10 protein-coding genes are annotated in these 11,919 nt (G+C 64.7%); 8 read left to right on the top strand and 2 right to left on the bottom strand.

Annotated features, from left to right (window positions below; all coding sequences use genetic code 11):
* Positions 1-67 precede the first annotated feature (67 nt).
* The 6 genes from G467_RS17230 to G467_RS17220 all read left to right on the top strand — a co-directional run bounded on the left by G467_RS17230 (position 68) and on the right by G467_RS17220 (position 5,924).
* Positions 68-733 carry a hypothetical protein gene (locus tag G467_RS17230; protein ID WP_022967732.1) on the top strand — a complete coding sequence of 222 codons (666 nt, stop codon included), beginning with the start codon at positions 68-70 and terminating at the stop codon, positions 731-733.
* A 130-nt stretch (positions 734-863) separates the two neighbouring features.
* Positions 864-2,135, top strand: coding sequence for a PA2928 family protein (locus G467_RS14855; RefSeq protein ID WP_033397143.1), 1,272 nt, complete (start codon positions 864-866; stop codon positions 2,133-2,135).
* Positions 2,136-2,324: 189 nt separating this feature from the next.
* Complete coding sequence (locus G467_RS0100280) at positions 2,325-3,470, top strand: NAD-dependent epimerase/dehydratase family protein (protein ID WP_022967730.1); 1,146 nt, start codon at positions 2,325-2,327, stop codon at positions 3,468-3,470.
* Positions 3,471-3,586: 116 nt separating this feature from the next.
* The gene (locus G467_RS14850) at positions 3,587-4,072 is read left to right on the top strand and encodes a YciI family protein (RefSeq protein WP_022967729.1); all 486 of its coding nucleotides are present in this window, start codon (positions 3,587-3,589) and stop codon (positions 4,070-4,072) included.
* Positions 4,073-4,204: 132 nt separating this feature from the next.
* The gene (locus G467_RS17225) at positions 4,205-5,209 is read left to right on the top strand and encodes a DUF4339 domain-containing protein (RefSeq protein WP_022967728.1); all 1,005 of its coding nucleotides are present in this window, start codon (positions 4,205-4,207) and stop codon (positions 5,207-5,209) included.
* A gap of 7 nt (positions 5,210-5,216) precedes the next feature.
* On the top strand, positions 5,217-5,924 hold the full coding sequence (locus tag G467_RS17220) for a histidine phosphatase family protein (RefSeq protein WP_022967727.1): 708 nt from the start codon (positions 5,217-5,219) through the stop codon (positions 5,922-5,924).
* Here the strand turns inward: G467_RS17220 and G467_RS0100260 are convergent.
* Positions 5,918-6,406 carry a nuclear transport factor 2 family protein gene (locus tag G467_RS0100260; RefSeq protein ID WP_022967726.1) on the bottom strand — a complete coding sequence of 163 codons (489 nt, stop codon included), beginning with the start codon at positions 6,404-6,406 and terminating at the stop codon, positions 5,918-5,920. The genes G467_RS17220 and G467_RS0100260 overlap by 7 nt on opposite strands.
* A gap of 97 nt (positions 6,407-6,503) precedes the next feature.
* Here G467_RS0100260 and G467_RS0100255 point away from each other — a divergent pair, with 97 nt between their 5' ends.
* Positions 6,504-6,953 carry a PaaI family thioesterase gene (locus G467_RS0100255; RefSeq protein WP_022967725.1) on the top strand — a complete coding sequence of 150 codons (450 nt, stop codon included), beginning with the start codon at positions 6,504-6,506 and terminating at the stop codon, positions 6,951-6,953.
* Between the two features lie 9 nt (positions 6,954-6,962).
* Here G467_RS0100255 and G467_RS0100250 read toward each other — a convergent pair whose 3' ends face one another.
* Complete coding sequence (locus G467_RS0100250; protein WP_022967724.1) at positions 6,963-8,072, bottom strand: DUF1615 domain-containing protein; 1,110 nt, start codon at positions 8,070-8,072, stop codon at positions 6,963-6,965.
* A gap of 421 nt (positions 8,073-8,493) precedes the next feature.
* On the opposite strand from G467_RS0100250, the gene G467_RS17215 reads away from it, so the two are divergent.
* Positions 8,494-11,916: an EAL domain-containing protein gene (locus G467_RS17215; RefSeq protein WP_081644519.1), complete on the top strand. Its 3,423-nt coding sequence runs from the start codon at positions 8,494-8,496 to the stop codon at positions 11,914-11,916.
* Positions 11,917-11,919 lie beyond the last annotated feature (3 nt).

Here is an 11,919-nt window from a genome sequence, read left to right as displayed (position 1 = left end):
GGTTACCAGGTAGGGGCTGACGTGGGGGCTGGTTGTGCCATCGCCGGCTTTTGAACACACTGCGCCTATGCGCCCCGACCGCCCAGAATTCACCTTCGTCCTGTTTGAACAGGAAGTCGCCAAATATTCCCCTGACATCCCGGTATTCGAGACGAAGTGGGAGAAGTACTCCTTCTTCGCGGGATTTTCGGGTGCGCTCATCGCCTACCTAGGTGTCTTCCTTCCTGTCGGCAATTGGAAAGTGGTGCTTGTGGTCGGCGGCTTCATTCTGGAGCTGGCTGCTTTCGCAGTACTTGTAACGATCATTGCCCGCCGAGAGTGGCAGAGCCTGCGCAATGGCAAGATCAACTTTGCGCGCGACATGGACGCTGACTATTCGCTCCATCGAAAGTTCATCGAATGGCTGCGAGGATATCCCTCGCCGGTTCTTCGAGGATGCTTGGGGTACGTGCGGCGTCGCGGCGAGAGAATGAAGCGAAAGCTCGGCCTGTTGAGCGGTGGTGTGGAGCGGTTGGGAATACTTCCTCTCCTCGCGGCCTTGTTCCTTCAGTTCCGCAGCTTCAAGTGGGAAGGCATTCCCAACTATCTTGAATTGCTCGCAGCTTTGGTTCTCATTGCCCTGTATGGCATCGGTTGGTGGTCGGTATTGACGACCCTGCGACTGGATACTTACGAGATGTTGCTGGCAGATGCACTGGACGACGACTTCGGCGTGAAAAGCGCATCGAAGTAGGAGGCAAAGCGGGGCGCCAGGTAAGAGTGCGTGGCTTTTCCTGCTTTCGTCCTCACTTTCGTCGCGCTTCCGTTGTCCCCAGAGCCTGCCCACTTTTCGGCCACCGCGAGAGAACGCCCCGATGCCACAGATGAATATCCGCGACATCTTGCTCCTGGGCCTGGCTCTGCTCCTCTCCGCCTGCACTACATCCCACTTCGATCCCCCTGAAATCCAAGGCCGCCCCGCCTTGGTCGACGACGCCGGCGACAAGCGTCTGTGGGTGCTGAGCAAGCAGGAAGAATCGCGGCAGGTCAGTGTCGGCGGGAGCAATCGCAGCAGCGGGCGCTGGCGCACGGATACGTATTTCCATTTTTCGATCAAGGCGTTCGATCCGCTGACGGCGCAGCCGGCGTGGACGCAGCGGCTGGTGACGCTGGGCGATGCGAAGGCGCGTGGTACCACGCCGTCGCGCGTGATCGGCTCCGATGTCGAGGCGCAGATGCTCGGGCAGGACGGCGAGCTGGTCTGGTTGCTGATCGGCAATGCGCCGTATGCGGTGAGTGCGCATGACGGGCATGTGGTCGGTGATGCCGTGGCGATTGAGAAGAACAATCCCGCGTTGGTGGGTCTGTTGCCGGTGGAGTCGAAGTATTTCGGGTTCGATGGCGGGCTGGTGCTGATGACGGCCGATGCGCGTCAGATGGTGATCCGTGGCGCGGACCTGAAGGCCAGCGACTATGTGGCGCGGGCGATCGTGGCGCCGGAGCCCGAGCGCGAGGCGAATGGCCGCGAGCGCATCGTGCCGATGCGCCCGCCGATCGGCGAGGTGCCCGCGCGTACGGCGACGCTGGGCGGGCAGTGGCTCGGCCTGTACACCGAGCGCGAAGCCGCCGATGCGCTGCATGACGAATTCGGTACGCGCTTTCGCTATCCGTACACCGTGCTCGATGAAGGCGCGCAGGCGCGGCGTACGTTCCATCGCGGCACCGTGGTGCAGGCGCAGCGTTTCGATGAGCGCTTTCCGCGGCTGGGCAAGCTGGAGCCGATCGCGGGTGCGCCGGTGTATCTGAAAGGCCGCTTCTTCAAGGATCCCAGCAAGATCGATACAGCCTTGACGATGACGGCGCCGGACGGGCTGATGGTCTGGCACAGCACGCGCATCGATCAGGCGGGGCGCTTGGCCTTGACGCGACTGGATGCCGAGTTGAAGCCAGTGTGGGAGGCGAGGTTGCCGCTCAGTGAGACGGGGACGATCAATCCGGTGTCGACGTGGTTGTTGCCGGGGCGGTTGGTGGTGATGGGGGACGAGGAGTCGGTGAAAGACGGGGTGACGAGTCGGGTTCCGCATTTGGTGTCGGTGGATTTGGGCACCGGCGAGTGGAAGGGGTGGGATTTGGTGGGTGAGAAGAAGTTGCCTTGATTTGAATTGAAGGCATCGCGGTCAGGCCCGCTCCCACAAGGGCCGCTCCCACAAGATTCACTTCCACAAGGCCCACTTCCACAAGTCCCGCTCCCACAAGACCCGCTCCCACAACCACGACTTCTGGCCTAGGTGGGTGGGGGCGGAAAGTGGTATCTGTCGGGTTCGATGCCGCCAGGGAGAGATCGCATGTCGCTGACCCGCCGTGAACTGATCAAGATCAGCGCGCTCGCCGCTGCTGCCACGATGGTGCCGACGCTCTCATCCGCGGGTCTGCCCGGGCCGGTCGGGCGCGCGGCGAAACCACTGCGCATCCTCATCCTCGGCGGTACCGGGTTCACCGGGCCGTTCCAGGTCAATTACGCGCTCGCGCGTGGCCACAAGATCACGCTGTTCAATCGCGGCAAGCGGCCATCGCCGGAATGGCCGGGCGAAGTCGAGCAACTGCATGGCGATCGCAATACCGGCGATCTGAAATCGCTCGAAGGTCGCACCTGGGATGTCTGCATCGACAACCCGACCAGCCTGCCGCGCTGGGTGCGCGATGCCGGCAAGGTGCTCAAGGGCAAGGTCGGGCACTACCTCTTCATCTCGACGATCTCGGTCTACGAAGACGGCACGAAACACGGCATGACCGAGGACGCGCCGCTCGCGAAATATCCGGGCAAGGACGCGATGGCCGAGACGCAGGAAACGCTGCGCGCCGATATCGAACATTTGTATGGCTCGCTGAAAGCCTTGAGCGAGGCGGAAGCGCATAAACAGTTCGGCAAAAATGTAACCATCGTCAGACCTGGCTACATCGTCGGCCCGCGCGACGAGACCGACCGCTTCACCTATTGGCCGCATCGCGTGGCGCAGGGCGGCGAGATGCTCGTGCCCGGCGACGGCAGCGATCCGATCCAGATCATCGATGGCCGGGATCTCGCCGAATGGATGGTGCGTCTGGCCGAAACCGGCACGACCGGCGTGTTCAACGCCGTCGGCCCCAACTACACGATGTCGATGGACGCGATGCTGCACGGCTGCCAGGCGGTCACCGGCGGCGGCGTGACGATGACGCATGTGTCGGCAGATTTCCTGGACGAACAGAAAGTCGAGACGCCGATCTGGGTGCCGGCCAAGAACAATGCCTTCGAAGGCTATGGCGATGTCAGCAATGCACGCGCAATCGCGACCGGCCTGACCTTCCGGCCGCTGGCGACGACAGTCACCGATCTGCTCGCCTGGTTCGGCAGCTTGCCGGCGGAACGGCAGGCGAAACTGCGCGATGGACTCACGCGCGAGCGCGAAGCGGAGTTGTTGGCGGCTTGGCATGCGGATGCCAGGAGCTGAGAGAGAGCATCGCGGTCAGGCCCGCTCCCACAGGATCTTGCGTAGCTTGTGGGAGCGGGCCTGACCGCGATAAGCCGTTGCAAAACCCAAGATCGATCAACCAAGGAACGCTCTTCATGATCCGATCCCTCGCCACCAGCTGCCTGCTCGTGCTGTCCTTCGCCGCGTCCGCCGCCGACCCGGTCCCCGCAGCAAAACCCACCTACGATAAAGACCTCGCCACCCGCCTCGGTGCCGACGAACGCGGCATGCGCGCCTACATCCTGGTGATCCTGAAAACCGGACCCACGCGCGTACCGGACGGCGAGGCGCGCGATGCGATGTTCGCGGGGCATTTCGCCAACATGGGCCGGCTGGCCAAGGCAGGGAAACTGGTCACCGCCGGTCCGTTCTCCGACGACCCGGCGGGCTGGCGCGGTCTGTTCCTGTTCGCGGTCACCGATATCGAGGAAGCCAAGCGCTTGGTCGCCACCGACCCGGTCATCATCAATGGCGAAATGGTCGCCGAATACCACGTCTGGTACGGCTCGGCCGCCGCGATGATGATTCCCGAGGTCCACCCGCAGCTGCAGCCCCCGAAAAAGCCCGGCACCGAGGACTGATTCCCCACGCGGCCGGTGCTTGGCCGCCGCCGCCGTTCTGCGCAATACTCCCCGTCGAACAGACCGCGCCGGCCGCAGGATCGGGCGCGGTTTTCTCGTTTTCGGCGACGCATTCCAGACAGGGGCTCTTCCATGACCGATTGGTACTACGCCCGCGGCGGCCAGCAGCACGGCCCGGTGAGCTTCGAACAGCTGCAGCATCTCGTGCGGACCGGCGGCATCGATCCGGCGGTGGACAGCGTGTGGAATTCGACGATGTCCGGCTGGAAGCTGGCCGGCGAAATGCGCGAACTGTTCGACGCGCCCGCGCACCCGCAGCCCGTGGCGTCCGGCGGCGCCAATCCTTATGCCGCGCCGCAAAGCCGCTGGGACGACCCAAGCTATGCCTCGACGATTGGTCTGGCGGAAATCGTGCCGGGCAGCCAGCCGATCGATGCGATGGAATGCGTGCGTCGCGGCTTCGATCTGACCAAGCGCTATTACCTCAATATTTTCCTGATCGGCCTGGTGTATTTCATCTGCGTGTCCGGCCCCGGTTTCATCTGGGGAATCATCGACATGATGATCACGGTGGCGACCTCGCGCGAGCAGGGCGGCCCTGTCGAGCCGGGTGCGGTGCGCATCGTGCTGTCGATGTTTGTGCAGATCATCCTGCAGGTGTTCTCGATCTTCCTGCAGCTGGGGCTGGTGCGCGTGGGCCTGAATCTGGTCTCGGGCCGGGAAGTTTCGGTCGGCATGCTATTTGGCGAAGGCAGCAAGCTGCTGCGCGCGATCGGCGCCTCGCTGCTGTTCGGCATCGCCTTCATGATCGGCATCCTGTTGCTCATCTTTCCGGGCATCTACATCGCGATGCGCTACGGCCAGTTCCTCACCGCCATCGTCGACCGCGACCTCGGCGTCATCGCGGCCTTCGAATACAGCTCCACGCTCACGGAAAACAGCCGCGTGAATCTGTTCGTGCTGGCCCTGCTGAGTTTCCTGATCGTCATGGCCGGCATGCTTGCCTGCTTCATCGGCCTGATCTTCGCCGGCCCGGTCGTCTGGCTCGCCGGCATCGTCGCGTATCGCTGGATGCAGTACGGCAGCGACGCCGTGAGGGATCAACCGGGGACTGAGACGCCGATGCTGGCGGGCTGAGCGGGGCATGAAAAAACTCATCGGTGTTCTGCTTCTGCTGAGCGCAGGCCTGGCGCAGGCCGCGGACAAACCCGCGCCTGCCCCCGTCGTGCATACGATCGTGCTGGTACGCCACGGGCACTACGTGGCCGATCCCGCGGCCGATCCCGCGCGTGGGCCCGGCCTGTCACCGCTCGGCGTGGCGCAGGTGCACCTGACCGGCGCGCGCTTGGCCCGGGGTCCGCTGGCGTTCGATGCGCTGTATGTCAGCCCGATGCAGCGCGCCCGCGATACGGCGGCGGTGATTGGCGAGGATTTCCCCGGCCGCCCGTTCACCGTCGTCGACGATCTGGAAGAATGCACGCCGCCCACGCGCCGTGCGGACATCATGGCCAAGGAAACGCCCGAGGACCTGGCCGCCTGCCAGGCGCAGCTCGACCGGATCTTCGCGACGTATTTCCGGGCAGCGCAGGGCAAGAGTCAGACCGATCTGTTCGTCTGCCACGGCAACGTGATCCGTTACCTGATCACGCGCGCGCTCGGCGTCGACAGCCAGGCCTGGCTGGAAATGTCGGTCGGCCACGCCAGTATCACCACGATCCGCATCAAGGCCGATGGCAGCATGCAGGTCATCGCCGCCGGCGACGTCGGCCATCTGCCGCCGAACATGCTCACCGGCACCAGCGCCGACATGGACCGCAGCCTGGCCGTGCCGCCCCTAACCTTGAGTCAATGATTCTCGCGATGGCCGTAGCTGAGCACCCGCGTGATCTGCCACTGGCCGTCCTTTTCGCGCCAGACCATTGAGAAATCCGCGATGCCTTCGCAGGCGCCGGTGTCGAACTGGCAGAAGCGATGCGTGCCCTGGACGATGGCACCAAAATCCTTGACCGGGTACGCGCGCAGGCTGCCGGCCACGAGTTCGCGACGGAAATGGCCGCAAACGTATTTCTGCGTGTTCGCGATCATCGCGTCGCGCGTCCAGGTCACGCCGCCGGTGTCGTGATAGAACTCGACGTCGGGCGCGAAGAACGCCGCATGCTTGTCCAGCTCACCGGGCGCGTCGCAGTGATTGAACGCGTCGAACACCGCGCCGTCGAGTGCCGCCATGCGCTCGAGCAAGGGGTCCGCCGCGTTAGCGGCATCGGCCGCTGCGACGGTGACCGGCAGCAGCAGGGCCGCGAAGGAGAGCAGGGCGATCTGCGGCAGAAATTTCATCGGCGATCCGGAGTGAGGGCAGGGAGTGCGACGCGTGCACGGCACTTTAGCGACTCGCGGTAAACTTTGCGCTACCGACCCTTGCAGCGACCTCGCCATGAGCCCGAACCCCGTCTACCTCCATGCCCTGCAGGAAAGCGTGCGCCAGTCGCCGTACCCGAACCTCATCGGCATGCGCATCGCTTCGATCGAATTCGATGCCTGCCGCATTGTGCTCGAACTCGGCGAACGGCATATGCAGCCTTTCGGCATCGTGCACGGCGGCGTGCTCGCGACCCTGATCGATACCGCGACCTTCTGGGCCGGCTTCCTGCGCTTGCCCGAGGACGCCGGGTTGGTGAACGTCGACCTCAAGCTCAATTATCTGAAAGCCGTTGCCGGCGGCAAGCTGCGCGCGGAAGGACGTTGCCTGCGCGCCGGTCGTCAGATCAGCTATTCCGAAGCGAGCGTGTTCGACGAAAAAGACGAGCTGATCGCGCACGGCACGTCGACGCTGATGGCTTTGCCGGGCAAGGGCCTCCAGCTCGGCGTCGCGAAATTCCTGTAATCCCGCCGGTTATTTGCGCGCGCGTGCCAGGCACTGGCGGTAACGACCTTCGACACGCGTGGCGAACCATTCGGTGGTCAGCTGGCGCGTGATCTTGGGGCTGTCGAGGCGGATGCGCGGCATCATCTCGCGTGGCAGCGGTTTGCCGGTTTTCTGTTCGGCGAGGGCGTAGACCCGTTCGTAGAGCTCGGTCTTCTCGAAGCGCAGTGTCTGGCCCCGCTGCAGCGCTCGGCGGATCTGCGCATGGCTCAGGTTCAGGGCGGGCGCCAGCGAACGCAGCGCGGTTTCGGTCGCGCCGATGTCCTTCTTCTTGCGGCCGTAGCCGATCAGGTCGCCGTCCAGATCCAGACGCGCATCCGCCGCGATGCTCACGGCCTGCTGGAACGCGGCATTGCGGCTGGCGTAGAACCCGGCATTGAAATCGGCAAAGCGATAACGCAGCGAGGAATACGAGGTCTGGTAACCGAGCAGATGTGCGACGCCGAAATACACGCCACCGCGTCGCGTGAACACCTCGCCGCGCACCGTGTCGTCCTCGGCGAGTGGATACGGGTACGGCCGCGCTTTCACGTACTGCTCGGCGAAACCGATGCTGACCTGCATCGGACCGCCGGTATGCACCGGGTTCACGCCGCCGAGCAGTCGCCGGCCCATCGGCACGGAATCGATGAAGTCCTCGAAGATATCGTTGAGGTCTTTCTCGGTGCGCACGGCAGCCAGGCGGGCTTCGTAGGTCTGGCCGTTCGGCGAGTCGAAGCCGAGTGCGCCTTGCACGACGAACAAGGGGATATGCATCCGCGTCGCGCGGCGATCGATTTCGTCGCGCGCGATTTTCGCCAGGCCCGGCACGACGGGATCGACACGGTAGCCCGATTCCTGCTCGATGACCGCGAGTGTGGCGCACAGGTTCGGCGTGACCGGACGGATTTCCAGCGACTCGAATGCGGCGTAGATGTCGGTCGCCCAGCCCTGGCGGTCGGCGAGCTTTGGTGGCAACAGACGCACGATCTGCGCGCGCACCTGATCGGGGCTGGGCGGCGGTTCGGCGGTATCGCAGCTGGCGAGTGCGAGGATCGGCGCGAGCAGCAGGCAGAGGCGGAGACGGTGCGGTCGGTGCATCGTCGCAGTGTGCCGGGTTTTCGCTTTTTGCAGGAGCGGACCCTGTGGGAGCGCTCCCACAATTTTCAAGCCGAACAACGGCCGCCGGAGCCAAAGAGAAGGGGCCAGAGGGGACCCGCGCTGTCGCGAATCTCCTCTGGCCCCTGGTCGTCCGTGCAGCGCGGGTTTAGCGCGACTTCAGCAGACGAGCCGCGCGGCGGCGGTTGCGAGCCTTCTTCATGGCGAGTTCCGGGTGGGAGTAAGGGGGCGCGATTGTCCCACAGACCGGCAACGCGTGCCGGCATCAGGCAATTTGACCGAACCGGGCGCCGTATCACACGACCGGCGGACGACGGGCGCGATCGGCCCACGCCAAGTTCACGCAACCGGCGTAGGCTGGTGCTCGGCGGTGTCCAACACCCGGAACCCGCTGGGGACCCCGATGAGAGATTTGCGTCCGCTCCGCCATGCCGAGATCGGAAGCCAGGCGATCCTGGACGCATTGACTGCGCACATCGCCCTGCTCGATGCCGAGGGCGTCATCACGTCGGTCAACCAGGCCTGGCGCGATTTCGGCGACGCCAACCGCCGGCACAGCCCCGGGCATGAAGTCGGCACGAACTACCTGGACATCTGCGACGAGGCCGAAGGCGACGATGCCTTGCTCGCCCGGCATGCCGCCGCCGGTATCCGCGCCGTGCTTTCCGGGGAAGCGCCGCATTACTCGCTCGAATATCCCTGCCATTCGCCGGCGATGCAGCGCTGGTTCGTATTGACGGTCACGCCCATCGGCCCGGAGCAGCCAGCCGGGGTGGTGGTGATGCATGTGGATATCAGCGAGCGCATGCGCATCGCGGAAGTGCTGAGCCGCCAGCAGACCGAACTGCGTGTCCTGTTCGACCTGATGCCGGCGATGGTCTGGTTCAAGGACACGCAGAACACCATCCTGCGCATCAACCAGTTCGCCGCGGCTGCGGCCGGTCGCGCGGTCTGCGAGATCGAGGGTCGGTCTGCCGCGGAGATCTATCCCAATGAATCGGATGCGTTCTACGCCGATGACCTGGAAGTGATTGCCTCGGGCCGGCCCAAGCTGGGCATCGTGCAGACCCTGACCGGCGAGGACGGACGCGAGCACGTGCTGCAGTTGGACAAGGTGCCGTATTTCGACGACCAGCGGCAGGTCATCGGCATCGCGGTACTGGCCCGCGACATCACCGAACAACGCCGTGCCATGCAATTGCTGCGCGAGAGCGAACGCCGTTTCAGCGACATGCTCGGCAATATGCACCTGGCCTCGGTGACGCTCGACCGCGAGGCGCGCATCACCTACTGCAATCCGTACCTGCTGCGCCTGACCGGGTGGACGCTGGCGGAGGTGTTGGGGCGCGACTGGTTCGAGACCTTCATGCCGGCCGAACTCGGCGACAGGAAGCCGACGTTCGCGGCCCTGCTGGAAAACGCTCCCGAGGCCTGGCACGTCGAAAACGAGATGTACACGCGCACGCGCGAGCGTCGCCTGTTGCGTTGGAACAACTGCGTGCTGCGTTCGGAAACCGGCGAGGTCGTCGGCGTTTCCAGCATCGGCGAGGACATCACCGAGCAGCGGCAGGCCGAGGCCGCCGTGGCCCAGGCGGCGGAACGGCTGCGCCAGAGTGAGGGCCTGAAGGCGGCGATCCTGCAATCCTCGCTCGATTGCATCATCGCGATCGACCACGAAGGCCACATCGTCGAATTCAATTCCGCCGCGGAAACGACGTTTGGCTATACGCGCGCGCAGGCCCTGGGCCAGCCAATGGACGAGTTGATCGTGCCCCTGCGATTTCGCGACGCGCATCGCCGCGGCATGGCGCACTACCTCGCCACGGGCGAGGGGCCCGTGCTCGGCAAGCGCATCGAACTCGACGCGATGCGTGCCGACGGCAGCGAATTTCCGATGGAGCTGACCATCGCGCCGATCGGCGAGACGGCGACGCCGATGTTCACTGGCTTCATCCGCGACATCACCCAGCGGCGGGAAGCGGAGCGGCGCCTGCAGCGACTCAATCGCGTCTACGCCGTGCTTAGTGGCATCAATGCCCTGACCGTGCGCGTGCACGAGCGTTCGGAACTGTTCCGCGACGCCTGCCGTATCGCGGTCGAACTCGGGCAGTACAGCGTCGCCTGGATCGGCCTGGTCGACGGCCGGCAGCGGCAGGTCATTCCAGCGGCATCGGCCGGCACCTCGGCGAGCTTCCTGGCCGACAATTACGACAGCTTTCCGCTGCGCGAAGATGCCACCGGTGCGAATACGGCGGTGGCGCAGGCCGTACGCCAGCGGCGGACGATCGTATCCAATGAATTGCGCAACGATTCCCGCGTGATGCTGGCGCACGAACCGTTCGCGGCGGGCGCGCATTCGCGCATCGTGTTGCCCTTGCTGGTCAATGGCGAGGCCGTGGGCGTGTTGGTGCTCTATGCCGCCGGCGCGGGCTTCTTCGATAGCGAGGAGCTGGCGCTGTTGACCGGCTTGGCCGATGACATCGCGTTCGCGATCGGACATATCGAACGGGGCGAGCGCCTGGCCTATCTCGCGCGTTACGATGAGTTGACCGGCCTCGGCAACCAGGCCTCGTTCCTCGAGCGCTTGCAGCAGAAGATCCATGCCACCGGGGACAGCGAGGTCAAGACCGCGGTCTTCGTGGTCGACATCGAGCGCTTCAAGGAAATCAATGACGCCCTGGGCCGCAAGACCGGCGACGAGGTGCTGCGGCAACTCGCGGCGCGTTTCGGCCGGCTGGACGGCGAGGGCATTCATCGCTTCGCGCGCATCAGTGGCGACCGCTTCGCCATCTACGCGCCGGGCATGGGCAATGTCGAGCAGGTCGGCCGCTATGTCGAGGAGCGGATGGCGAAGGTGTTCAGTCCAAGCTTCCACGTCGGCGGCAACGAACTGCATGTCTCGATCAAGCTCGGCATCGCCATCTATCCCGACGACGGCAGCGATGCCGATGAGGTGCTGCGCCATGCCGAAGCGGCCTTGAAGAAGGCCAAGGCCACCGGCAACCGCTATCTGTTCTTCGCGCACAAGATGACCGAGCGCGTCGCCGAGCGCCTGTCGCTGGAGGGGCGCCTGCGCCAGGCGCTGGAGCGCAACGAGTTTGTCCTCTACTACCAGCCCAAGATCAATCTCGTGAATGGAGCGCTGACCGGCGGCGAAGCCCTGATCCGCTGGAACGATCCGCAGACGGGCCTGGTGCCGCCCGGGCTGTTCATTCCCGTGCTCGAAGAAACCGGCCTGATCTTCGACGTCGGCCGCTGGGCAATGCACAAGGCGATCGAGGACTACCTGCGCTGGCTCAATGCCGGCCTGGCCTCGGTGCGCATCGCCGTCAACGTGTCGCCGCTGCAACTGCGTTCGCGCAGTTTCGTCGAGGAGGTGCGGCAGGCCTTGTCGGTCGACCCGCGCGCCGCGGCGGGGCTGGAACTGGAAATCACGGAAAGCCTGGTCATGGAGGACGTCGCCCACAACATCGCGATCCTGCAGGCGGTACGCGACATGGGCGTGACGATCGCGGTCGACGATTTCGGCACGGGATTCTCCTCGCTCAGCTATCTGTCGAAGCTGCCGATGGACACGCTCAAGATCGACCGCATGTTCGTCAACGACATGACGGCCACGCCGCAGGGTGAGGCCCTGGTGTCGACGATCGTCAACATGGCGCATTCCTTCCAGCACAAGGTGGTTGCGGAGGGCGTCGAGACCGAGGCCCAGCGGCAGATCCTGCGCCGTCTGGGCTGCGATGAGATGCAGGGCTTCCTAGTCAGCCGGCCGCTGCCCGGCGATACCTTCGCGTCCAGCTTCCTGCTAGCTCCCTCGGGTCACTAGGCA

Source organism: Arenimonas oryziterrae DSM 21050 = YC6267, assembly GCF_000420545.1.
GTDB lineage: Bacteria > Pseudomonadota > Gammaproteobacteria > Xanthomonadales > Xanthomonadaceae > Arenimonas > Arenimonas oryziterrae.
Note: the sequence above shows the minus strand (reverse complement) of the source record. Positions and strands in the feature narration are given on the sequence as shown.

Excerpts from the sequence above, each read along its gene's own strand:
- G467_RS0100250 (WP_022967724.1), bottom strand. The coding sequence starts at position 8,072 with ATGCACCGACCGCACCGTCTCCGCCTCTGCCTGCTGCTCGCGCCGATC.
- G467_RS17215 (WP_081644519.1), top strand. The coding sequence starts at position 8,494 with ATGAGAGATTTGCGTCCGCTCCGCCATGCCGAGATCGGAAGCCAGGCG.
- G467_RS17230 (WP_022967732.1), top strand. The coding sequence starts at position 68 with ATGCGCCCCGACCGCCCAGAATTCACCTTCGTCCTGTTTGAACAGGAA.
- G467_RS0100260 (WP_022967726.1), bottom strand. The coding sequence starts at position 6,406 with ATGAAATTTCTGCCGCAGATCGCCCTGCTCTCCTTCGCGGCCCTGCTG.
- G467_RS0100255 (WP_022967725.1), top strand. The coding sequence starts at position 6,504 with ATGAGCCCGAACCCCGTCTACCTCCATGCCCTGCAGGAAAGCGTGCGC.
- G467_RS17225 (WP_022967728.1), top strand. The coding sequence starts at position 4,205 with ATGACCGATTGGTACTACGCCCGCGGCGGCCAGCAGCACGGCCCGGTG.
- G467_RS17220 (WP_022967727.1), top strand. The coding sequence starts at position 5,217 with ATGAAAAAACTCATCGGTGTTCTGCTTCTGCTGAGCGCAGGCCTGGCG.
- G467_RS14855 (WP_033397143.1), top strand. The coding sequence starts at position 864 with ATGAATATCCGCGACATCTTGCTCCTGGGCCTGGCTCTGCTCCTCTCC.
- G467_RS14850 (WP_022967729.1), top strand. The coding sequence starts at position 3,587 with ATGATCCGATCCCTCGCCACCAGCTGCCTGCTCGTGCTGTCCTTCGCC.
- G467_RS0100280 (WP_022967730.1), top strand. The coding sequence starts at position 2,325 with ATGTCGCTGACCCGCCGTGAACTGATCAAGATCAGCGCGCTCGCCGCT.